Raw genomic sequence first — 23,289 nt, forward strand, 5'->3', positions numbered from 1 at the left:
TGTTTTTATAATCCTCTGCACTTTATGAAACTTAAGCGAGTGCGCCATGATTGATCCAAAACTCCCCCTTACCGACATTCACCGCCACCTTGATGGCAATATCCGCGCACAAACCATTCTCGACTTAGGTCGTCAGCATAATCTTGCGCTGCCCGCTGAAACGCTTGATGCATTGCGTCCGCATGTGCAGGTCACGGCTAATGAACCGGATCTGGTAAGTTTCCTGCAGAAACTCGACTGGGGCGTAAAAGTGCTGGGCGATCTTGATGCCTGTCGTCGTATCGCGCTGGAAAACGTCGAAGATGCGGCGCGCGCTGGCATTCACTATGCGGAACTGCGCTTCTCACCGGGCTACATGGCGATGACGCATCAACTGCCGATTGCCGGCGTGGTTGAGGCGGTGATTGATGGTGTGCGCGCCGGCATTCAGCAATACGGCGTTGATGTACGCCTGACCGGCATTATGAGCCGCACCTTTGGTGAAGAAGCTTGCCTGCGCGAGCTGGAAGCTTTGCTGGCACATCGCGAGGGCATCACCGCCGTCGATTTGGCCGGTGACGAGCTAGGCTTCCCAGGCAGTGAATTCCTCAGCCACTTTAATCGTGCGCGTGACGCCGGTTTCCGCATTACCGTTCACGCCGGTGAAGCCGCAGGCCCGGAAAGCATCTGGCAAGCGATTCGCGAGCTGGGCGCGGAGCGTATTGGTCACGGCGTGAAGGCGATTGAAGACCGTGCATTGATGGATTTCCTTGCTGAGCAGCGCATTGGGATTGAGTCATGCCTCACTTCGAATATTCAGACCAGCACCGTTTCGTCGCTGAGCAGCCATCCGCTGAAAACCTTCCTGCAGCACGGCATTCTCGCCACCATTAACACCGACGACCCGGCGGTTCAGGGCGTTGAGCTGGCCCATGAGTATGAAGTGGCGGCACCGCAAGCGGGATTGACGGCAGAAGAGATGCGTCAGGCACAGGATAATGGTGTAACCATCGCGTTCCTGAGTGATGCAGAGAAAGCCGCGCTGCGCGCGCGCGTAGCGGGATAAAAAAAGGTGCGCATAACGCGCACCTTAGATCGTAGGGTCGCCATTCCTGGCGATCTTTTAACAGAATTAACGCAACGATAGGGTCTGACGCTTCTCGGCGGACTGCAAGCCCAGCTCGATCAACTCCATCACCTGAATCGCCTCTTCTGCCTGCACCGGATTCGCACCTGTGCCCGCAATCGCATCACGGATACCTGCGTAGTACGCCGGATAGTTACCTGGCAAGGTCAACAGCTCTTTCTCCACCATCACATCGCCTTCCGCCAGGGTCAGCGTGCCGTTGCGCATGTCGTAGCCCCAATCTTCCTGCGGCGGACGTTCACCCGCTTTCAGACGATCTTCCTGCGGATCCAGCCCGTATTTCACGTAGCTGCCGCGCGTACCGTGCACCACAAAGCGCGCGGATTCCGCCGCCACCAGCATGCTGGCATGCAGCACCACGCGACGCGTAGGATAGGTCAACACCGCATGGAAGTAATCGGTGGTTTGCGCGCCCGGCCGCAATTCCGCCATATCGACATTGATCGCAACCGGCGTGCCAAACAGCTGCAAAGCCTGATCCAGCACGTGCGGTCCGAGATCGAACCAAATGCCGCTGCCCGCGCCTTTCATTTCACGCCAGCGCTGACGCACTTCCGGACGGAAACGGTCAAAGTGGGATTCGAAGTAACGCACTTCGCCCAGCGTACCGTCGTTCAGCAGGGATTTCAGCGTCAGGAAATCGCTGTCCCAACGGCGGTTATGGAACACCGACAGCAGCAGACCTTTGGCTTTGGCCAGCGCATCTAGCTCACGTGCTTGTGACAACGTCACGGTAAATGGCTTATCCACCACCACGTGTTTACCGGCGTTGAGTGCCGCTTTGGCTAATGGGAAATGGGTGTCATTCGGGGTCGGAATAACAATCAGTTGCAGTGTCGGGTCGTCCAGCAGCGCTTGTGGATCGGAAACCACCTGCACGGACGGCCAATCAGCATGCACTTTGCTGGCATCGCTGCTTGAGATCGCCGCCAGCTCAACATCCGGCGTACCGGCGATCAAGGGTGCATGAAAGGTTTTGCTGGCAAAACCGTAGCCGATTAGGCCGACACGTAATTTATCGCTCATTCTCATTCCTCTTGTTCGTTACCAGACTGATTTAAGACGAATCGGTCTATAAGAACAAGGCGGAATCACCTGAAAACTCAGGAAATAGCACTCCGTGCGGATTGCCAGCTCTCGTGCGCTACCAAAGCATCCTGCGCATCCTGGCTGCGGCGGCGGAAGTCGCTGGGGCTGACGCCAACGCGTTTGCGGAACACGCGTGAGAAGTAAAGTTGGTCATCGTAGCCCACTTCACGCCCGACGGAAGCGATCGGTTCCTGAGTGGTTTGCAGCAGCAGTTTGGCGCGGATCACCCGCTGATCTTCGCGCCAGCGCAGCAGATTAATGCCCATTTGCTCGCGGAACAGATGCGCCAGCCGTGACGGCGACAGGCAAACATGGCGCGCCACTTCTTCAATCTTCACTTCGCCCGCCAGATGATTGGTGACGTACTGGCAAGCTTCAATCACGCGCGGATCGCGGATCTGTTGATGGCTACGCGGGTCCTCTTCCACCGCGCGCAGTAGCAAGCGCTCCAGCAGATTCATCGCCAGCTCTTCGGCGAAGCGACGTCCGGAGTTGTGGGTTTGCTCGATGCTGGCGAACAGGCGATCAAACTCGGCACGCTGCGCTTCTGACAAATGCAAGCGCCCCACGCCCTGGCTCTCATCCTGCCACTGCAACCAATCGGTCCAGTAAGCGCGCGGGCGGAAATAGACCCAGCGATGGAACCAGCACGGGCTGTCTGGCGCGCGGCCGTAATAGTGCGGGGTTTTCGGTTGAAACAGCAGCAGATCGCCCGGCTCGCAGTCGAAGGCAGATTCGCCATCAAACACGCGCCCCTGACCTTTAATGGTCAGATTAAGGATGTAACCTTTCATGCCGTGCGGACGATCGATAAAGAAATCGAGTGCGTCATTGGCATTAATCGGCGTTAAGCCTGCCACCAGCCAGGCATTGAACGCATAGCCCGGCAATAAGGGATTCTGCTGCTCACTTGGGGGTTCGCGATGGTACATAATGCCCTCACTTTTCCGTTTCGCGGCGCTGAGCGTGCCCACTTACTGGCACGCTCAGCCTGGGTTATCAGGCGGCTTTACTTTTCTGTTTGTAGCGGTCAAAAATCACCGCCGCTAACAGTATCAAACCGCGCACTACATACTGTGAGAATGGCGAGATATTCAATAAATTCATCGCATTCTCAACCGTGCCCAGAATCAGCACGCCCGCCACTACGTATGAAATTTTGCCGATGCCGCCTTTCAGCGAGACGCCGCCCAGCACGCAAGCTGAAATCACAATCAGCTCGTATCCGAGCGAGGTCATGGGCTGGCCGCTGGTCATGCGCGACGCCAGAATGATGCCCGCCGCCGCCGACACTAAACCGGACAAGATGAAGATGATGATACGCGTGCGTACCACCGGCACGCCGGCCAGACGCGCTGCTTCTTCATTGCCGCCAATCGCCAGCGTGTTGCGACCAAAGGTGGTTTTGTTCAGCAGGAAACCGAACAGCACCATGGTAGCGATGGTGAGCCAAATCGGTGCCGGCACGCCGAGCCAGTTGGCGTAGCCGAGGGTAAAGAAGCGCTCGTCTTCAATCCCCACCGCTTTGCCGTCAGAAAAGATGTAAGCCAGGCCGCGCACAATCTGCATGGTGGCCAGCGTGGTGATCAGGGCGTTGATTTTCAGCCGCGCAATGACGAAGCCGTTGATAAAACCGGTGGCCATGCCGAGCAGCAATCCGGCTGCCACGCCAATCCACAGGCTTTCGGTCATGTTGATCACCACCGCGGTGACCACACCGGCGCAGGCGATCACCGACGCCACGGACAGGTCAAAGTCGCCGGAAGCCAGGCAGAACAGCATGCCGCACGCCACCATGCCGGACATCGACATCGCCAGCCCGAGCCCTTTCATGTTGATGATAGAACCAAAGTTCGGCACGAAAATGGCACAAACGATAAACAGCAGTGCGAACACCACCAGCATGCCGAAGTTGTCCCAAATCCGCCCCAGCTGCAGCCCGTTGCGCTGCACCGGTGGCGTGTTGGAAGTGGTAGATGAAGCCATTATTGCTCTCCTTTACATCAGGCCACGGCGGCCGCTTGAGTGGTTTTCGGCATCGCCAGGCTCAGCGTCAGCTGCTCTGTGGCCGTATCGTGGGACAGTTCACCGGCAATGGAACCTTCACGCATCACCAGAATGCGGTCAGCTAATCCCATCACTTCCGGCAGATCGCTGGAGGCAAACAGCACCGCAATCCCCTTTTTCGCCAGTTGATAAATCAGGTTGTAGATTTCGTGTTTGGCACCGACGTCAATGCCGCGCGTCGGCTCATCGAGCAGGATCACGTTCATCTCTTCCGACAGCCAGCGGCCCAGAATCGCCTTCTGCTGGTTGCCTCCGGAAAGATTCATGATCAGCTGCTGCGGGCCTGGCGTTTTGATGTTGAGTGAACGAATGTGGATATCGGCGTTTTTCGCTTCCCAGCTCGGTTTGATCAGGCAACCAGCGGTGAGATTGTGGCGACGCGCGCTGATGTTGATGTTATCGCGCACCGAATGCACCGGAATGATGCCTTCAGATTTGCGATCTTCCGGGCACAGCATGATGCCGGCGCGGATGGCGTCGATCGGCTGGCGAATGTTGAGCTTTTTACCATCCAGCGTCACGCTGCCGCCGCGCAATTTAGTGGCACCGAACAGCCCTTTCATCAGTTCACTGCGTCCCGCGCCCACTAAACCAAACAGGCCAACGATTTCACCGGCACGCACCGTCAACGAAATCGGCGTGCGCACGCCCTTTGCCTCCACCGCGTCCAGCTGCAGACGCACCGGGCCCAGTTCACGCGGCGCGTAACCATAAATATCCCCCAGATTGCGCCCCACCATCGCCTGCACCAAATCATCGTGATGGGTGTTTTTCATGTCGGTGAAGGTGCGCACGTAGCGGCCATCTTTAAACACGGTGATGGCATCGCTCAGGGCAAAAATCTCCTCCATGCGATGCGACACGTACAACACGGTGCGGCCCTGCTCGCGTAGCTGACGGATGACGCGGAACAAGTGATCAATTTCGCGCGCCGACAGCGAGCTGGTCGGTTCGTCAAAAGCGATGATGCGTGCGTTACGCGCCAGCGCTTTGGCGATCTCCACCATCTGCCATTGGCCGAGCGACAGATATTTCAGCGGCATGTCCGGATCGATATCCATGCCAAGATTTTGCAGCTGCAAACCGGCTTCATAACGCAGCAGTTTGCGATTCACCAGACCGCGCTTGTGCGGCAGCTGGCCGAGATAGATATTTTCCGCCACGCTCATTTCCGGCACCAGATGCAGTTCCTGGTAAATGATCGCCACGCCGGCATCCAGCGCATCCACGGTGGTGTTGAAACTCTTCGGCTGGCCTTTAATGCGGATCTCGCCGCCGCTGGGCTGGTAGCTACCGCTGAGGATCTTCAACAGCGTCGATTTACCGGCACCGTTCTCCCCCATCAGCGCGTGCACTTCGCCGGCACGGCAGCTGAATGAGATGTCCTGCAGCGCTTTCACGCCGGGAAAGGTTTTGCTGATGCCATGAAACGACAGAAAGGCTTGATCAGTGTTCATGGTGACTCCTCTAAGCCTTCATGCTTCGCACTGTAACTGCGTTGGCTGCGTGAACTTACCCCGGTCACTTATAAAAGTAAGCTCCCGGGGATAAGTGCACTTGCCGCCTTGTTACAGCACGAATCATTTTGGCTAAACATTTAGATGGTGCTGCTCAAACAACGAACAACGTGATTACTTCAGCCCTTTCTTATCCAGCTCGGCTTTGAAGTTATCGCGGGTAATCAGCACCACATCGGTGACCTCGGTGAACTTCGGCGGCTCCTGATCTTTGGTCACCCAGTTGTAGAGCATCTCGCTGCTCTTATAACCGTGCACGTCCGGGCTTGGCAGCAGCGAACCGTAGAAACCGGTGGCGGATCCTTTCGACAGCTCACTCACCGCATCAACACCGTTAATGCCGATACCGATCACATCGGGCGCTTTAAAGCCCTGGCCTTCGGTGGCGCGAACGCCGCCCAGCACGGTGTTATCGTTCATGCCGAGAATCAGCCAGTGTTTCACTTCCGGATGCTGCACCAGCAGCGAGTTACCGGCGTCAAAGGCGCCTGGGATATCATTGGATTTGGTTGGCACCTGATAGATCTGCTTCTCCGGGAAACCGGCGGCTTTCAGCGCATCCATCGAACCGCTGGTGCGACGGCGTGCGGTGTCGAGTTCGTTCGCGGTGATGGCCATCACGCCGGTCTCTTTCACATCCCAGCCGCGTTTCTGCATCTCTTTATACAGTTCCTGCCCCTGACGCTCACCGATCTTGGTTGCCGCCATCATCACCAATGGCACGGTATCCATCGGCTTGCCTTTGGCGGTCACGAACTGATCATCGACGGCAATCACTTTCAGACCGTAACCGCGCGCTTTGGCGACAATCGCGGAGCCGAGTTTCGGATCTGGCGTACAGATGACGAAGCCTTTCGCGCCGCTGGCGGCCAGGCTGTCGATGGCGTTGAGGGTTTTCTCACCATCGGGCACGGCAATTTTGATCACTTCAAAGCCGAGATCCTTGCCGGCTTTATCCGCGAATTTCCATTCGGTCTGGAACCAGGGTTCCTCCGGTTGTTTAACGAGGAAACCGAGTTTCATGGTCTCGGCGATAGCGGATTGTGACATAACCGCAGCGAGACCTAGCGCCGCCAGCGTTTTAGTGAATTTATGCATGATGCTCTCCGGCATAATGTTGTTTTAGGCTGTTATTAACCAATCGGTGTAAACGCTACCAATCAAACCATTCTGTGGGGTACAGCTAAAAATCAGCGCGTTAGCGCAAAGGTTGTACAAAGGCTGCGCAAACGCTGGGCTAGTTGTAGCGGGAATGGACAGGAAAAATGTAGAGCGGTATCACATCCCAAAACGATGACAAAATCCTCCATATATTCAGCAAATTTAACCGGTCGTTAACTTTTGCAGTGGATCACACATCCCCGCCGATGGCAGAAAAGTGCATATTCTCAGCGACTGATGACTAACCGCTTCTGCCGCCCCATTCCAGGATAGAGCCAGATAACTCACACAGGAGAATCCCAATGGGTGCTGGCGCCATAACAATTGGGCTGGATTTTGGCAGTGACTCGGTGCGTGCGCTGGCCGTGGACTGTCACAGTGGTAAAGAGCTGGAAAAAGCGGTGGTCAACTATGCACGCTGGGCCAACGGCGAATTTTGCGATGCGCACGCCAACCGCTTTCGTCACCATCCGCAGGACTATATCGATGCGTTAGAGCAGGCGATTGTCACCGTGGTTAACGCCTTAACGCCTGAACAGCGCGCCGCCGTAATGGGGATTGGCGTGGATTCCACCGGCTCGACGCCCGCGCCCATCGATCGTGATGGCAACGTGCTGGCGCTGCGCCCGGAATTCGCCACCAACCCCAACGCGATGTTCGTGCTGTGGAAAGATCACACCGCGATTGAAGAAGCCGAAGAGATCAATCAGCTGTGTCGTAGCGGTCGTTTCAACGATTACACCCGCTATATTGGCGGCGTCTATTCGTCGGAGTGGTTCTGGGCCAAGATACTGCACGTGTCACGCGCCGATGCTGCGGTACGTGACGCGGCAGTGTCTTGGGTGGAACTGTGCGATTGGGTGCCCGCGCTCCTCAGCGGCACCACCGCACCCGCGCAGCTGCGTCGTGGACGCTGTGCCGCCGGGCACAAATCACTGTGGCATCCCGAGTGGCAAGGCTTGCCGCCGGCTGACTTCTTCCGCGCGCTCGATCCTCTGCTGGTCGAGCAGCTTGATTCCCCCTTGTTCGCAGACACCTGGACCGCCGATGTGCCGGTGGGCACGCTCAGCAGCGAATGGGCGCAGCGCCTCGGCTTATCGCAACAGGTGATTCTTTCGGGTGGCGCGTTCGACTGCCACATGGGCGCGGTTGGTGCCGGTGCGCAGCCTTATACGCTGGTGAAAGTGATTGGCACCTCAACCTGCGACATTCTGATTGCCGACAGCGACACCGTTGGCGACCGCGCGATCAAAGGCATCTGCGGCCAGGTGGATGGCAGCGTGGTGCCGGGCGCGATTGGCTGCGAAGCCGGTCAGTCAGCGTTTGGCGATATTTATGCCTGGTTCAGCCGCCTGCTTGGCTGGCCACTGCAGCAGGCGGCGCAGCACCATCCGGAGCTGCAACCGCAGTTAGCCGCGCTGCAAAAAGATCTGATCCGCAACCTCACCGAAGCCTGGGCGGCCAATCCGCAACTCGATCATCTGCCAGTGGTGCTCGACTGGTTCAACGGCCGCCGCACGCCAGACGCCAATCAGCGCTTGAAAGGTGTGATCACCGATCTCAATCTCGGCACCGATGCGCCCGCGCTGTTCGGTGGCCTGATCGCCGCCACCGCGTTTGGCGCACGCGCCATCATGGAGTGTTTCGAACAGCAGCAGATTCCGGTGCAGAGCATCCTGACGCTCGGCGGCATCGCCCGTAAATCCCCTGCCATCATGCAGGCGTGCTGCGACGTCATGAACCGTCCGCTGGATATCGTCGCCTCTGACGAATGCTGTGCGCTCGGCGCGGCCATTTTTGCCGCCGTGGCCGCGGGCGTGTATGCCAATGTGCCTGCCGCCCAGCGGGTGATGGCCAGTCCGATTGATGTGACGCTGCAACCCAACGCCGCGCGCGTGGTGGTTTATCAGCAACTTTATCAACGTTATCAAAACTGGTGCCAGGCTGCTGAACCGCAGTACGCCGCGCGCACCGCATCCGCTCAGTAAAGGAGAGATTTAATGGAACAGCACAACGCACAACAGGTGTGGTTTGTTATTGGTACGCAGCACCTTTACGGCGCGGAAACCTTGCGTCAGGTGGCACAGCACGCCCGCCAGGTGATGGACGGATTGAATCAGGCCGGCACCTTGCCGGTGTCGCTGGTGCTGAAGCCGCTGGTGAAATCACCAGACGAAGCGCTGGCATTGTGCCGCGACGCTAACCACGATAATCAGTGTGTCGGCATCATTACCTGGCTGCACACCTTCTCGCCGGCCAAGATGTGGATTGGCGGCCTGAGCATCCTGAATAAGCCGCTGCTGCAATTCCATACCCAGTTCAACGCGGAGATTCCGTGGGACAGCATGGATATGGACTTTATGAACCTTAACCAAACCGCGCACGGCGGTCGCGAGTTCGGCTTTATCGGCGCGCGCATGGGTTTGCAGCACAGCGTGGTGACCGGTCACTGGCAGGATAAAGCCAGCCAGCAGCGCATCGGACGCTGGATCAATGCCGCGCTGGCAAAACAGGCCAGCCAGCAGCTGAAAGTGGCGCGCTTCGGCGACAACATGCGCGAAGTGGCGGTGACCGAAGGCGATAAAGTCGCGGCGCAGATTCAGTTTGGTTACTCCGTGAATGGCTGGGGCGTGGGCGATTTGGTCGAGGTGGTGAATAGCGTCAGCGATGGCGACGTCAACGCGCTGATCGATGAATACGAAAGCCAATATCGCTTCACCGATGCCGCCGCCGTCAACGGCGATAAACGTCAAAACGTACTGGATGCGGCACGCATTGAGCTGGGTCTGAAACGTTTCCTCGAAGCCGAGGGCTGCAAAGCCTTTACCACCAACTTCCAGACTTTGCACGGCATGACGCAACTGCCCGGTTTGGCGGTGCAGCGCTTGATGGGCCAGGGCTATGGATTTGCCGGTGAAGGCGACTGGAAAACCGCCGCGCTGCTGCACATTCTCAAGATCCAGGCAGGCACACGCGCGGGCGGTACTTCCTTTATGGAGGATTACACCTATCACTTCTCACCGGGCAATGATTTGGTGCTGGGCTCGCACATGCTGGAAGTGTGCCCGTCCATCGCCAAAGAGGAGAAGCCGCTGATTGATGTGCAGTTCCTCGGCATTGGCGACAAAGCCGATCCGGCGCGCATGATCTTCTCCACGCCGGCCGGACGCGCGGTGAATGCCAGCGTCATCGATCTGGGCGATCGTTTCCGTTTGCTGGTGAATGTGGTGGATGCGATCGAACAGCCCAAACCGCTGCCAAAATTGCCGGTGGCCCGTGCGCTGTGGCGTGCCCAGCCGTCGCTGGCCACCGCATCAGAAGCCTGGATTCTGGCCGGCGGCGCGCACCACACGGTGTTCAGCCAGGCGCTGGATCTGGATGATATGTATCTGTACGGCGAGCTGAATGGCATTGAAGTGCTGGTGATTGATGAGGAGACGCGCTTACCGGCATTTAAAGATGCGCTGCGCTGGAATGAGGCGTATTACCGCCTGGCACGTTGATTTCGTCCTCTGCGATATTCCCCTCATCCTAACCTTCTCCCGCAAGCGGGAGAAGGAACCGTTTTATAAACGCTGTCACTCCGAACTCAACGTCTGCTTTTGCTTCAGGGAAGAGTGCTGCTTATCGCTGCACCGGCGGCTCCCTCTCCCGCGCGCGGGAGAAGGAACCGTTTTATAAACGCTGTCACTCCGAACTCAACGTATGTTTTTGCTTCAGGGAAGAGTGCTGCTTATCGCTGCACCGGCGGCTCCCTCTCCCGCGCGCGGGAGAGGGTTGGGGTGAGGGAAAGGCGGGTGAAGAAGTTAGGAGGTCAAACGCTTAACAGGTGCGTTCTGCTGGCGATCCCACATCACGGTGAGCAGGCGTTGCAACGCGATAAATGCAAACAGCAGAATGCCGATGGCGATCTTGGTCCACCATGAACTCAAGGTGCCGTCGAAGTTAATCCACGTCTGAATCAATCCCTGAATCAACACGCCGAACAGCGTGCCCAACACCGTGCCCACGCCGCCGGACAACAAGGTGCCGCCAATCACCACCGAGGCAATCGCGTCCAGTTCCACACCCAATCCCGCTAGCGCATAGCCTGCCGAGGTATAAATGGAGAACACAATGCCCGCTAATGTCGCCAGCGTGGTCGACAGCATATAAATCCTGATGGTGGTCGCGCGCGTAGACACGCCCATCAACTGCGCCGAAGTCAGGCTACCGCCAATCGCATACACCTGATTACCAAAGCGCGTACGGTGCGCCAGAATAATCCCGCCGAGTACCACCACCAGCATAATCAGCGCCAGCAAACTCAGGCGTCCGCCGCCAGGGATCTTCCACGCCAGACTCGACAGCGTGGTATAGAGCGGATGATCGATAGGAATCGAATTCTCCGACACCAGATAGCTGCAGCCGCGCAGGAAAAACATCCCCGCCAGCGTAATGATAAACGCCGGGATTTTCAGCGCATCGATCAGCCAGCCCATCATCGCGCCAAACAGCGCGCCCATCGCCAGCACCAGCGCAAACGCCAGAAGCGGATCGAGATGATAATCACCAATCACCCGTGCCAGGAACACGCCGCTAAAGGCAATCACCGCGCCCACCGACAGATCAATCCCGCCGGACAAAATCACGAACGTCATCCCCACGGCGATAATGCCGAGGAAAGCGTTATCGGTGAGGATATTGCAGATCACGCGCGTTGAAGCGAAGCCGGGAAATTGGCTCAGGCAAAACAGATAACCCGCCACAAACACCAGCAGCGTGATCATCAAGGGCAGATGACGTTTCATCATTTCGGGCGTCTCCGTTTCAACATGGCAATAAAGCGTGGCGACTGCAGCAGCAATACGCACATCACCACCACCGCTTTCACCACCTGATTGAGTTCAGGCTGGAAGCCGGACAGCAAAATACCGGTATTCATCGACTGAATAATCAACGCGCCAATCAGTGACAGCACCAGATTGAAGCGCCCGCCCATCAGCGAAGCACCGCCAATCACCACCGCCAGAATGGCATCCAGCTCCAGCCACAAACCGGCATTATTGGCATCGGCACCGCGAATATCCGCAGCGACGATCATGCCCGCCACCGCCGCGCACATGCCGCTAATCACATAGGTCGACATCACCACCAGCCAGCCATTCACACCGGCATTGCGCGCCGCACGCAGGTTAATACCGACCGCTTCGATAAACAGTCCGAGCGCGGTTTTGCGCGTCAGCACCCACACCACGAGCGCCACCAGCAGCGTAATCCATACCGGCACCGGCAGCAGCCACAGCGAACCGCTACCAAACCACGCCAGGCTATCGCTGTTGAAGGTAACGATTTGGCCCTGTGTAATCAGCTGCGCCACGCCGCGTCCCGCCACCATCAAAATCAAAGTGGCGACAAACGGCTGAATTTTTAGTAGCGCCACCAAAATGCCATTCCATAAACCGCAGGCCAGGCCGGTACCGAGCGTCGCCAGAATGATGAACGGCAAACTGTGCCCCGCCACCGTCAAGGTTGCCGCCGTTGCGCCGGCAATCGCCATCACCGCGCCCACCGACAGATCGATGCCGCCGGTGGCAATCACCAGCGTCATGCCAATCGCCAGCAGCGCCACCGGCGCGGCGCGATTGAGGATATCAATCGGGCTGCCGAACAAACGGCCATCCTGAATGTGAATGGCAAAAAAGTTATTCGCCACCAGGCTATCCACCAGCAGCACCAGAATCAGCGCCACAATCTGCGGCATGCCAGGCGGCAGCTTCGGCTTACGCCGTTCGGGTTTGTCATGTGTCATAGGGGATTCAAGCATGTTGTGCTCCTCCATCGGCGATGGCGTTGACGATCGCGGCCACCGACAGCTGCTCCAGCGGGATTTCGGCCACCTGCTTCAAATCGCGCATGATCAACACGCGATCGGCATAGCCCACCAGTTCTTCGAGTTCAGAGGAGATAACCAGTAGCGCCAATCCGTCGGCGCACAGGGTTTCAATTAAGCGAATGATTTCGGCGTGCGCACCGACATCGATGCCGCGCGTTGGCTCGTCGAGGATCAGAAATTGCGGTTTGGTCACCAGCCAGCGCGACAGCAGCACCTTCTGCTGATTGCCGCCGGACAACAGCTCAACCGGCTGTTCGGCATGCGGCGTGCGAATGCCGAGACTCTTGATAAAGCGCTCGGCGATCTCCTGCTGCTCACGACGCTTGATCGGTCGCAGCCAGCCGCGCTGCGCCTGCAGCGCCAGAATGATATTTTCGCGCACCGACGCGCCACCTATGATGCCGTCGGTTTTACGATCTTCCGGACAGAAACCCATACCGAGGCGCGAAGCCTTTGCGGGCGTGCGGATGTTCTGCACTTTGCCCTTGATGGTCGCGGTGCCGCGATCGGCTCGGCGAATGCCAAACAGCACTTCGGCGGTTTCGGTACGGCCTGAACCGAGCAGTCCGGCTAATCCCACCACTTCACCCGGACGCACCTGCAGGTTGAACGGTTCAATGGTGCCCTTCTTGCCGTAATTTTCAAACGACACCACCGGCTGATTGCTGCGCAGCGTGCTGCCCTGACGCTGCAAAGCGGTTTCCAGCAGCTCGCGTCCCAGCATCAGCTTGATCAGATCAATCTGCGGCAGTGTGGCGGTATCGCGCGTGGCAATAAACTGGCCGTTACGCAGCACGGTGATGCGATCGGTAATGCGGTAAACCTGGTCGAGAAAATGGGTAACAAAAATCAGGCTCATCCCTTTGGCTTTTAGCTGCGCCATCAGGGTAAACAGCATTTCGACTTCATTGGCATCGAGGCTGGCGGTCGGTTCATCAAGGATCAGCACCTGCGCGGAGAGATCGACCGCGCGGCAAATCGCAATGATCTGCTGCATCGCCACCGAGTAATGCCCCAGCGGACGCGTTACGTCGAGTACAAAGCCGTAGTTGCGCATCAGCGCATCGGCGTCGCGCACCATGCGCTTGCGATCAATCATGCCGAAGCGACGCGGCTCGCGGCCAATGTACAAATTATCCGCCACCGACATATTCGGCAGCAGATTCACTTCCTGATAAACCGTGCCAATGCCCATCTCCTGTGCATCAGCGGTGTTATGCGGCGTAATCGCCTTGCCGTTCAGGGTTACCGTGCCGGCATCACGGGTATACACGCCGGTCAGAACTTTAATCAGCGTGGATTTGCCCGCGCCGTTTTCGCCCAGCAACGCCATGATCTCGCCCTTACGGATGCTGAACGAGACATTATCCAGCGCCTTCACGCCGGGAAAGCCTTTGCTGACGCCGCTAATGGTCAGCAGTGCGGTTTCATCGGAGGTGCTCATCAGGTTCTACCTCGCCTTACGTCATCAAAAACCGCCCCGAAGGGCGGTTGCGGGGATCAGTAACCCATGCCTTTTTTGGTATCGAGCTGCGCCTGTGCGGAGTCCGGCAGATACAGTTTCGATTCTGTTTTGATGATTTTCGGCGGCATCGTGCCGTCTTTCTTGAATTTCTCCAGCGCGTCGAATGCCGGACCGGCCATATTAGGCGTCAGCTCCACGTTGGCATTGGCTTCACCGGCCAGCATCGCTTTGTAGATATCAGGCACGCCATCAATCGAACCGGTCAGGATATCTTTGCCTGGCTTGAGGCCAGCTTCTTTAATCGCCTGAATCGCACCGATCGCCATATCATCGTTATGCGCGTAAACCATGCAGATGTTCTTGCCGTTGTTTTCCGCCTTGATAAAGCTCTCCATTACCTCTTTACCTTTACTGCGGGTAAAGTCACCGGACTGCGAGCGAATCACTTTGATATTGTCGTGGCCGGCGATGGCTTCGGCGAAGCCTTTCTTACGGTCAATCGCCACGCTGGCGCCGACGGTACCTTGCAACTCGACGACGTTACATTTTTTGTCCGCGACCGTTTTCACCAGCCAGTCGCCAATCAACTTGCCTTCCAGCACGTTGTCCGCAGTGACCACCGCCATGTACAGCGATTTGTCTTTCACCACGATGGCGCGATCGAGTAAGAACACCGGGATTTTGGCGTCTTTGGCTTCTTCCAGCACCGGTTCCCATCCCGTTTGCACCACCGGCGCAATGAAAATGGCATCAACGCCCTGCGCGATGAACGAGCGCACCGCTTTGATTTGGTTCTCTTGTTTCTGCTGGCCATCGGCGATTTTCAGCGTGATACCGCGCTTTTGCGCTTCACTTTTTGCCACATTGGTTTCTGCTGAACGCCAGCCAGATTCCGACCCAACCTGTGAGAAGCCCACCGTCATATCAGCAGCCAACACCGACGTACTCAGTGCCGAGCTCACCATGGCGGTCAAGAGTAAACGTTTCCACATAATTTCATTCCTCTGAAGGGAGTGTGTTGTAGGGGTACAAAACGCGAATTAAGCCTGGCTGAAAAGCGCGTAAACAAGCGCGACATACTTCACAAATCAGAGTGAATTAAAGGAGTTACGTGAACAGGCAATGCTTTATAGATCGTGGCATTATGGACAAAATGCCTGCTAATTATTGCGGAGGGCGTTAAATAAATGTAATAAACAGAATCGGTTATGCTTCTCACTTCTGGAAACGATTACAGCGGGCGCGTAAAGAATGGTTATTGTCTGCAGCGACAATCAATTATTGGTTTTGTGACTGCTCGCACAGAATGTGAGTGCCGGTTTCACGGCGTGTGCATTAATTTGCCGACCAGAGCGGAATAAACAGCGGATTCATTCGCAGCACGATCGCAAATACCTATTATAGAGACGGAGAAATAACGGCTTTCCAATCATGCGTTAATAGCGTGAGATTTTCTCACAAGCCCGCTAAATACCGGCCTGAATTTGCCTTAAATCGTACTTTATATGCGCGTTTAAAACGCGTAAAAGGCAAAAAAGTGTCGTTTCATGAGCGAATTAGCGCATGTTGTCTGAATTTTGTATTTTTTTATGAGTCGCGTATGGACTCTCGCCGCGTGCTCCCTATACTTGGGCACTTCCAAGTACTTTATATTTAAATGGCAATCATGACTGCATTAGATTACCTGCTGAAATTCCGCAAAGTGAATAATCTCGATAGTCTGGAAAAACTCTACGACCATCTGAATTATTCGCTGACTGATGATAAAGAGATCATCAATATGTATCGCGCCGCCGACCATCGACGTGCTGAACTGGTCTCTGGCGGACGTCTGTTCGATATGGGCCGCGTGCCGAAAACCGTCTGGCGTTACGTGATCTAATTGATTTATCCCCTCTCTATCTGCGCTCTTGCGTTGTCCAGGTCGGGCGTGCCCCGTTTGGACATGATACGCTCTGCATCGCCCTCTTCTCTGCAAACAGGATCTTGTCGATGACCCAACTGGTGAACCCGCCACGTATTGCTGGCTGGCTACTGCTGCCGCTGGCGTGGCTGATCATGACCATGCTGACCAGTGCGCTGGTGGTGGCAATGTATCTGAGCCCGCTGTTTAAACCCGAATTACGCACGACGCTGTTCTCACACGGCGGCACTTTGCTGACGCAATGGTCGATCTCGCTGCTGACTGCTGCGGTGGTATGGGCGTATAGCATTTGGGTGTGCTGGATTTTCTGTAAACGTTCGCGTCGCTTACCGCGCCATTACATTCTGTGGCTGCTGATGACCATCTTGCTGGCGTTAAAAACCTTTGCCTTCACGCCGGTGGCCGATGGCAAAGCGATTCAGACTTTACTGCTGTCGCTGCTGGCGGCTGCGGTGTTTGTGCCCTATTTCAAACGCTCTCAGCGCGTAAAACAGACGTTTATCCAGCCATAATGACGTGAGTTTCGTCAGCAATTTAATTCTGAGTGCTCTCAATGCTCACACAAACCCGTTGAAGGTTGAGATGCACCTCTCAATTCCGGATAATAGACGCCTTTCGGCTTCCCAGGTTAAAAAATGACCGATTACTTACTTCTCTTTATTGGCACAGTGCTGGTGAACAACTTTGTGTTGGTCAAATTCCTCGGCCTTTGCCCATTTATGGGCGTGTCAAAAAAACTGGAAACGGCCATTGGCATGGGACTTGCCACCACTTTCGTGATCACGCTGGCGGCGATCTGCGCCTGGCTGGTGAATCACCTGATTCTGGTGCCGCTTGATCTGGTCTATCTGCGCACCCTCGCCTATATTCTGGTGATTGCTGTTGTGGTGCAGTTCACCGAAATGGTGGTGCGTAAAACCAGTCCGTCGCTCTATCGCCTGCTGGGTATCTTCCTGCCGCTGATCACCACCAACTGTGCGGTGCTGGGCGTGCCATTATTGAGCGTTAACCTCAATCACACCTTCCTGCAGGCGGCGCTGTATGGCTTCAGTGCGTCACTCGGCTTCTCGCTGGTGATGGTGCTGTTCGCCGGCATGCGCGAGCGTCTGGTACTGGCGAATGTTCCCGCGCCGTTTAAAGGTAACTCGATTGCGCTGATCACCGCTGGTCTGATGGCGCTGGCCTTTATGGGCTTTACCGGGCTGGTGAAATTCTAATGACCGCGATTTGGATTGCGATTATCGCGCTGGCTGCATTGGGCCTGGTGTTTGGTGCCCTGCTGGGTTACGCCTCACGTCGCTTCGAGGTGGAAGAAGATCCGATTGTTGAGCAGATCGATGAGATTTTGCCGCAGAGCCAGTGTGGTCAGTGCGGCTATCCCGGCTGCCGCCCGTATGCCGATGCGGTGGGTAACAACGGTGAAGCGATCAATAAGTGCGCGCCCGGCGGCGAGCAGACCATGCTCAAGCTGGCCGCGCTGCTCAACGTTGAACCGCAACCGCTCGACGGCGGCGCAGATGTGCTGGAGCCGATACGTACTGTGGCCTGGATCGATGAAGAGAACTGCATCGGCTGCACTAAATGTATTCAGGCTTGCCCGGTGGACGCCATCGTGGGTGCCACGCGCGCCATGCACACCGTGCTGAGCGATGTCTGCACCGGCTGCGATCTCTGCGTTGCGCCTTGCCCGACCGACTGCATTGAGATGCGCCCGGTTGCCACCACCACGGCCAACTGGAAGTGGAATCTCGACACCATTCCTGTACGGGTGATCCCGGTAGAAACCCATGCTTAATTTGTTAAACCTGTTCCGCAAAGAGAAGTTGTGGGATTTTCAGGGCGGCATCCATCCGCCTGAGATGAAAACACAGTCCAACGGTACGCCGCTGAGCCAGTTACCCCTGCCTGAGCGCTTTATCATTCCGTTAAAACAGCATATCGGCCATGAAGGCGAGATTTGCGTGGCCCCCGGCGACAAAGTGCTGCGCGGCCAGCCGCTGACCTTTGGCGGCGGACGCATGCTGCCGGTGCACGCGCCAACGTCCGGCACCATCGAAGAGATTGCGCCACACATGACGGCGCACCCTTCTGGCCTCTCCGAGCTGTGCATTTTCCTGCGTGCCGACGGCGAAGATCGCTGGACCACGCTCGATCCGCAGCCCGATTTTCGCGCCCTGTCGCGTGAAGAAGCGGTAAAACGCATTCACAATGCCGGCATCGCCGGATTAGGCGGCGCGGGCTTCCCGACCGCCACCAAACTGCGCGGCGGCCTGCGCGGCGTAAAAACCCTGATCATCAACGCCGCCGAGTGCGAGCCGTACATCACTGCCGATGACCGTTTAATGCAGGATTGTGCCGCCGAAGTGTTGGAAGGCTGCCGCATTCTGGCGTGGGTGTTGCAGGCGGAACGCGTGCTGATCGGCATAGAAGATAACAAACCGGAAGCCATTGCCGCGCTGAAACAGGCATTGGGCGGCGATCGTGAATTGCAGATTCGCGTGATTCCTACCAAGTATCCGTCTGGTGGCGCGAAACAGCTGACGCAGATTCTCACCGGCCTCGAAGTGCCACACGGCGGACGTTCCACCGATATCGGTGTGCTGATGCAAAACGTCGGCACCGCGTGGGCGGTAAAACGCGCCATCGTAGACGGCGAACCGATCACCGAACGCGTGGTGACGCTGACCGGCGCAGCGCTGGCGCGCCCGCGCAACGTCTGGGGACGGCTCGGTACGCCGATCAGCCACCTGCTGCAGCATGCCGGTTTTACGCCGGGATCGCGCCAGATGGTGATCATGGGCGGTCCGCTAATGGGCTTTACCCTGCCGTCGCTGAACGTGCCGCTGGTGAAAATCTCCAACTGTATTCTGGCGCCGTCGGCCAGCGAAATGGGCAACGATCAGCAAGAGCAATCCTGTATCCGCTGCAGCGCCTGCGCGGATGCCTGCCCAGCGAAACTGCTGCCGCAGCAGCTGTTCTGGTACAGCCAGGGCGGCGATCACGAAAAAGCACGCGCGCACAATATTGATGACTGCATTGAGTGCGGCGCCTGCGCTTACGTCTGCCCGAGTAACATTCCGCTGGTGCAATATTATCGTCAGGAAAAAGCCGAACTGCGCGCCATCGATCTCGAAGCGAAACGTACCGCCGAAGCGAAAGCGCGTTTTGAAGCGCGTCTGGCACGTCTCGAACGCGAAAAACAGGCGCGTGAAGCGCGTCATGAACAGGCTAAACAGCGCGTGGCGCGTAGCGATCAGGGTGAACTCGACGCCGCCGTGGCACGCGTGAAAGCGCGTCAGGAAAAAACGCCGGAGCAGGATGCTGCGGAACGCGAAGCGCGTCATGCACAAGCCTTAGCGCAGCAGGCCGAGAAGCAAGCTGAAACGCAGGCGCTGAGTCGTCAGTCCGGCGATCCGCGTAAAGCGGCGGTGGAAGCGGCAATTGCCCGAGCGAAAGCGAAGAAAGCGGGCGCACCGGCGGCTGACGTCGCGCTTGCCGAGCCGCCAGCTGATGCGCCTGCGGCAGAAGTCGATCCGCGTAAAGCGGCGGTGGAAGCCGCGATTGCGCGTGCGAAGGCGAAAAAAGCTGCCGCTGCGGCAGAACCAGCACCCGCTGAGCCGCCAGCCGTCGCGCCTGCTGCTGAAGTCGATCCGCGCAAGGCCGCCGTTGAAGCGGCGATTGCGCGCGCCAAAGCCAAAAAAGCCGCCGCTTCCGCACAACCCGCTGCACCGGCACCCGCCGAGCCGTCAGCTGATGCACCTGCTGCTGAAGTTGACCCGCGCAAAGCCGCCGTTGAAGCGGCGATTGCGCGCGCCAAAGCGAAGAAAGCCGCGGCTGCCGCGCAGCAGGCTGAAGCCACATCTCCTGAAGTGGAGGCTGCTGCCTCTCCTGACTCCGCCGACCCACGCAAAGCGGCGATTGCCGCTGCGGTCGCCCGTGCCAAAGCGCGTAAAGCGCAGCAGCAGCCTTCGACGACTGAGGATTAAATGGCTTTTCGTATTGCAAGTTCTCCTTATACCCACAACCGCCGCAGCACCGGCAATATCATGCTGCTGGTGGTGTTTGCCGCGCTGCCGGGCATGGCCGCACAATGGTATTTCTTTGGCGTCGGTTTCTTAATTCAGGTTTTGCTGGCCACCGCCACCGCGTGGGCCACCGAAGGGGCGATTCTGCGCCTGCGTAAAACGCCGGTGGTGCCGACCTTATCCGATAACTCTGCCCTGCTCACCGCGTTGCTGCTGGGCATCAGCCTGCCGCCGCTCGCGCCGTGGTGGTTGGTGGTGTTAGGTACCATTTTCGCCATCGTCATCGCCAAACAGCTGTACGGCGGTTTGGGGCAAAACCCGTTTAACCCGGCAATGGTCGGTTACGTGGTGCTGCTGATCTCCTTCCCGGTGCAGATGACCAGCTGGCTGCCGCCCGATAGCCTGCAGGCGATCAAACCCGGCCTGCTGGATTCGCTCAGTATGATCTTCACCCACCATACGCTGGCCGGTGAAACCATGCAGCAGCTGCAGCTCGGCGTTGATGGCGTCAGCCAGGCGACACCGCTCGATACCTTTAAAACCGGCCTGCGTGCTGGGCACAGCGCTGAACAGCTGCTGGCGGAGCCGATCTACAGCGGCGTGTTAGCCGGTGTTGGCTGGCAGTGGGTTAACCTCGGTTATCTGCTGGGCGGCGCACTGCTGCTGGCAAAGAATGCCATCCGCTGGCACATTCCGGTCAGTTTCCTCGTCTCGCTGGCGTTCTGCGCCACGCTGGGCTGGGTGTTCTCGCCGGAGTCGCTTAACTCACCGCTGATTCACCTGTTCTCCGGTGCCACCATGCTCGGCGCGTTTTTTATTGCTACCGATCCGGTGACCGCCTCCACCACCAATCGCGGCCGCCTGGTTTACGGCGCGCTGATTGGTTTACTGGTGTGGCTGATTCGCAGCTTTGGTGGCTATCCGGACGGCGTCGCCTTCGCGGTATTGCTGGCCAATATTTGTGTGCCGCTGATTGATTACTACACTCAGCCGCGCGTTTACGGCCATCGCAAGGATTGAAGATGATCGAAGCTATTCGTAAAAATGCGGTGACGCTGGCGGCCTTTGCGGTGATTACCACCGGCGTGACGGCGGTGGTTAACTATGTCACCAAGCCGACGGTGGAGCATCAGACCGCGCTGCAACAGAAAAATCTGTTAGATCAGGTGGTACCGACCGATCTGTACGACAATCACATCCAGCAAGAGTGTTATCTGGTGACCGATGCGCTGGCGCTGGGCAATGATCGCCCGCACCATCTCTATTTAGCGCGTAAAGGCGATCAGCCGGTGGCGGCCGCGCTTGAGACCACCGCGCCAGACGGCTATTCTGGGGCGATTCAGATGCTGGTCGGTGCCGATTTCCACGGCAAAGTGCTGGGCGTGCGCGTGGTTGAGCACCATGAAACGCCGGGCCTCGGCGATAAAATCGAACTGCGTATTTCAGACTGGATTAACAGCTTCAATGGCAAAGTGATCCACGGCGCGGATGACAAAAATTTTGCGGTGAAAAAAGACGGCGGTGAATTCGACCAATTTACCGGCGCAACCATTACGCCACGCGCGGTGGTCAACGCCACCAAGCGCACCGCGCTGCTGATTGAAACACTGCCAGCGAAGCTTGCTTCGCTGCCTGAATGTGGAGATGCAAATGAGTGAAGCCAAAAATTTACTGGTCGGCGGCCTGTGGAAAAATAACTCCGCGCTGGTGCAGCTGCTCGGTCTCTGTCCGCTGCTGGCGGTGACCTCAACCGCGACCAATGCTCTCGGTTTAGGCCTGGCGACCACGCTGGTGCTGACCATCACCAACAGCGCAATTTCCGCCTCGCGTCGTTGGGTGCCGGCCGAAATCCGTATTCCGATTTACGTGATGATCATCGCTTCAGTGGTGAGCTGCGTGCAGATGCTGATCAACGCCTATGCGTACGGTTTGTATCAGTCGCTCGGCATCTTTATCCCGCTGATCGTCACTAACTGCATTGTGGTGGGTCGCGCCGAAGCGGTCGCCTCAAAGAGCAGCATTCCGCTCTCGGCGCTGGACGGTTTTGCCATCGGCATGGGCGCAACCTGCGCGATGGTAACGCTGGGATCGATTCGTGAACTGATTGGCAGCGGCACGCTGTTCAACGGGGCGGATCAGCTGCTGGGGCCGTGGGCCAAAGCGCTGCGTATTGAAGTGGTGCACTTTGATTCGCCGATGCTGCTGGCGATGCTGCCACCGGGAGCCTTTATCGGCCTTGGCATGCTGCTGGCGGCAAAATACCTGATCGATCAGAAGATGAAACAGCGTGCGGCCACCCGTGCGGCAGCGCCTGAAACGGAGCCGCAAGGCGCAACCGGGAAAGCGGTGTGAATAAAGAGAAACGCGCGCAGATCCTGGCGCGCCTGCGTGATGAGAATCCGCATCCGACCACAGAACTGAACTTCAGCACGCCGTTTGAGTTGTTGATTGCGGTGTTACTCTCCGCGCAAGCCACCGACGTCAGCGTCAACAAAGCTACCGCGAAGCTCTATCCGGTGGCGAATACCCCGGCAACGATGCTGGCGCTGGGCGTGGATGGCGTGAAGGAGTACATCAAAACCATCGGCCTGTTTAACAGCAAGGCGGAGAACGTTATCAAGACCTGCCGCATTCTGCTGGAACAGCACGGTGGCGAAGTGCCGGAAGATCGTGCGGCGCTGGAAGCGCTGCCGGGCGTCGGGCGTAAAACCGCCAACGTGGTATTGAATACCGCTTTCGGCTGGCCGACCATCGCCGTTGATACCCATATTTTCCGCGTCAGCAATCGCACCCGCTTTGCGCCGGGCAAGAATGTGGAAGAAGTGGAAGATAAGCTGCTGAAAGTGGTGCCGGCGGCGTTTAAAGTCGATTGCCATCACTGGCTGATTCTGCACGGTCGCTATACCTGCGTGGCGCGCAAACCGCGTTGCGGATCCTGTCTGATCGAAGATCTGTGTGAATTCGACGCCAAAACCGAACTCTGAATCGCGGGCTCTGACACATTTGCTGCGTCACGGCAAATGTGCCCTTTTCAACTGCG

The 23,289-nt window shown here is 57.4% G+C and carries 21 protein-coding genes; 12 read left to right on the plus strand and 9 right to left on the minus strand.

What is annotated here, in order from left to right:
- Positions 1-46 precede the first annotated feature (46 nt).
- A complete protein-coding gene (gene add / locus MWH02_RS02570) occupies positions 47-1,045 on the plus strand; it encodes an adenosine deaminase (RefSeq protein WP_101764511.1) in 999 nt (332 codons plus the stop codon).
- Positions 1,046-1,111: 66 nt separating this feature from the next.
- Here add and MWH02_RS02575 read toward each other — a convergent pair whose 3' ends face one another.
- The 5 genes from MWH02_RS02575 to MWH02_RS02595 form a co-directional block, all read right to left on the minus strand.
- Positions 1,112-2,152, minus strand: coding sequence for an oxidoreductase (locus tag MWH02_RS02575; RefSeq protein WP_061720150.1), 1,041 nt, complete (start codon positions 2,150-2,152; stop codon positions 1,112-1,114).
- 77 nt (positions 2,153-2,229) lie between these two features.
- On the minus strand, positions 2,230-3,147 hold the full coding sequence (araC, locus tag MWH02_RS02580) for an arabinose operon transcriptional regulator AraC (RefSeq protein WP_101764513.1): 918 nt from the start codon (positions 3,145-3,147) through the stop codon (positions 2,230-2,232).
- A gap of 67 nt (positions 3,148-3,214) precedes the next feature.
- Entirely contained in the window at positions 3,215-4,201 is a 987-nt protein-coding gene (gene araH / locus MWH02_RS02585; RefSeq protein WP_008110235.1) for an L-arabinose ABC transporter permease AraH, read from the minus strand.
- Between the two features lie 17 nt (positions 4,202-4,218).
- Positions 4,219-5,739 carry an L-arabinose ABC transporter ATP-binding protein AraG gene (gene araG, locus MWH02_RS02590; RefSeq protein WP_110866058.1) on the minus strand — a complete coding sequence of 507 codons (1,521 nt, stop codon included), beginning with the start codon at positions 5,737-5,739 and terminating at the stop codon, positions 4,219-4,221.
- Positions 5,740-5,913: 174 nt separating this feature from the next.
- A complete protein-coding gene (locus tag MWH02_RS02595) occupies positions 5,914-6,897 on the minus strand; it encodes an arabinose ABC transporter substrate-binding protein (protein ID WP_101764515.1) in 984 nt (327 codons plus the stop codon).
- A gap of 365 nt (positions 6,898-7,262) precedes the next feature.
- Here MWH02_RS02595 and MWH02_RS02600 point away from each other — a divergent pair, with 365 nt between their 5' ends.
- A complete protein-coding gene (locus tag MWH02_RS02600) occupies positions 7,263-8,948 on the plus strand; it encodes a ribulokinase (protein WP_271459852.1) in 1,686 nt (561 codons plus the stop codon).
- 12 nt (positions 8,949-8,960) lie between these two features.
- Complete coding sequence (gene araA / locus MWH02_RS02605; protein ID WP_271459853.1) at positions 8,961-10,463, plus strand: L-arabinose isomerase; 1,503 nt, start codon at positions 8,961-8,963, stop codon at positions 10,461-10,463.
- Between the two features lie 303 nt (positions 10,464-10,766).
- On the opposite strand, the gene yjfF is transcribed toward araA, so the two are convergent.
- From yjfF to ytfQ, 4 genes are read right to left on the minus strand one after another with little or no spacing between them, the layout of a single operon-like run.
- Positions 10,767-11,753, minus strand: coding sequence for a galactofuranose ABC transporter, permease protein YjfF (gene yjfF / locus MWH02_RS02610; RefSeq protein ID WP_101764518.1), 987 nt, complete (start codon positions 11,751-11,753; stop codon positions 10,767-10,769).
- Positions 11,750-12,766 (minus strand): galactofuranose ABC transporter, ATP-binding protein YtfT, encoded by a 1,017-nt coding sequence (ytfT, locus tag MWH02_RS02615; protein WP_271459854.1) that lies wholly within the window; start codon positions 12,764-12,766, stop codon positions 11,750-11,752. Before ytfT ends, yjfF begins: the two co-directional genes overlap by 4 nt.
- Complete coding sequence (locus tag MWH02_RS02620; protein ID WP_222233526.1) at positions 12,759-14,279, minus strand: sugar ABC transporter ATP-binding protein; 1,521 nt, start codon at positions 14,277-14,279, stop codon at positions 12,759-12,761. The genes ytfT and MWH02_RS02620 overlap by 8 nt, the downstream gene beginning before the upstream one ends.
- A 56-nt stretch (positions 14,280-14,335) precedes the next feature.
- Positions 14,336-15,292, minus strand: a complete 957-nt coding sequence (gene ytfQ / locus MWH02_RS02625) for a galactofuranose ABC transporter, galactofuranose-binding protein YtfQ (RefSeq protein WP_008110249.1) — start codon at positions 15,290-15,292, stop codon at positions 14,336-14,338.
- Positions 15,293-15,966: 674 nt separating this feature from the next.
- Between ytfQ and ydgT the strand changes: the two genes are divergently transcribed.
- From ydgT to nth, 9 genes are all read left to right on the plus strand, one after another.
- Positions 15,967-16,182, plus strand: coding sequence for a transcription modulator YdgT (gene ydgT / locus MWH02_RS02630; protein WP_167391211.1), 216 nt, complete (start codon positions 15,967-15,969; stop codon positions 16,180-16,182).
- A gap of 110 nt (positions 16,183-16,292) precedes the next feature.
- Positions 16,293-16,736 (plus strand): DUF2569 domain-containing protein, encoded by a 444-nt coding sequence (locus tag MWH02_RS02635; protein ID WP_101764523.1) that lies wholly within the window; start codon positions 16,293-16,295, stop codon positions 16,734-16,736.
- Positions 16,737-16,859: 123 nt separating this feature from the next.
- A complete protein-coding gene (rsxA, locus tag MWH02_RS02640; RefSeq protein WP_008110256.1) occupies positions 16,860-17,441 on the plus strand; it encodes an electron transport complex subunit RsxA in 582 nt (193 codons plus the stop codon).
- A complete protein-coding gene (gene rsxB / locus MWH02_RS02645; RefSeq protein WP_110866053.1) occupies positions 17,441-18,019 on the plus strand; it encodes an electron transport complex subunit RsxB in 579 nt (192 codons plus the stop codon). The genes rsxA and rsxB overlap by 1 nt, the downstream gene beginning before the upstream one ends.
- Positions 18,012-20,210, plus strand: a complete 2,199-nt coding sequence (gene rsxC, locus MWH02_RS02650; protein ID WP_271459855.1) for an electron transport complex subunit RsxC — start codon at positions 18,012-18,014, stop codon at positions 20,208-20,210. The genes rsxB and rsxC overlap by 8 nt, the downstream gene beginning before the upstream one ends.
- Positions 20,211-21,269, plus strand: coding sequence for an electron transport complex subunit RsxD (gene rsxD / locus MWH02_RS02655; RefSeq protein ID WP_101764527.1), 1,059 nt, complete (start codon positions 20,211-20,213; stop codon positions 21,267-21,269).
- Between the two features lie 2 nt (positions 21,270-21,271).
- Positions 21,272-21,907, plus strand: a complete 636-nt coding sequence (gene rsxG, locus MWH02_RS02660; RefSeq protein ID WP_101764528.1) for an electron transport complex subunit RsxG — start codon at positions 21,272-21,274, stop codon at positions 21,905-21,907.
- Positions 21,900-22,601, plus strand: coding sequence for an electron transport complex subunit E (locus MWH02_RS02665; protein WP_110866050.1), 702 nt, complete (start codon positions 21,900-21,902; stop codon positions 22,599-22,601). Before rsxG ends, MWH02_RS02665 begins: the two co-directional genes overlap by 8 nt.
- A complete protein-coding gene (gene nth / locus MWH02_RS02670) occupies positions 22,598-23,233 on the plus strand; it encodes an endonuclease III (protein WP_222181920.1) in 636 nt (211 codons plus the stop codon). Before MWH02_RS02665 ends, nth begins: the two co-directional genes overlap by 4 nt.
- Positions 23,234-23,289 lie beyond the last annotated feature (56 nt).

Source organism: Pantoea leporis (assembly GCF_028048155.1).
In the GTDB taxonomy this organism is placed as follows: Bacteria; Pseudomonadota; Gammaproteobacteria; order Enterobacterales; family Enterobacteriaceae; genus Pantoea; species Pantoea leporis.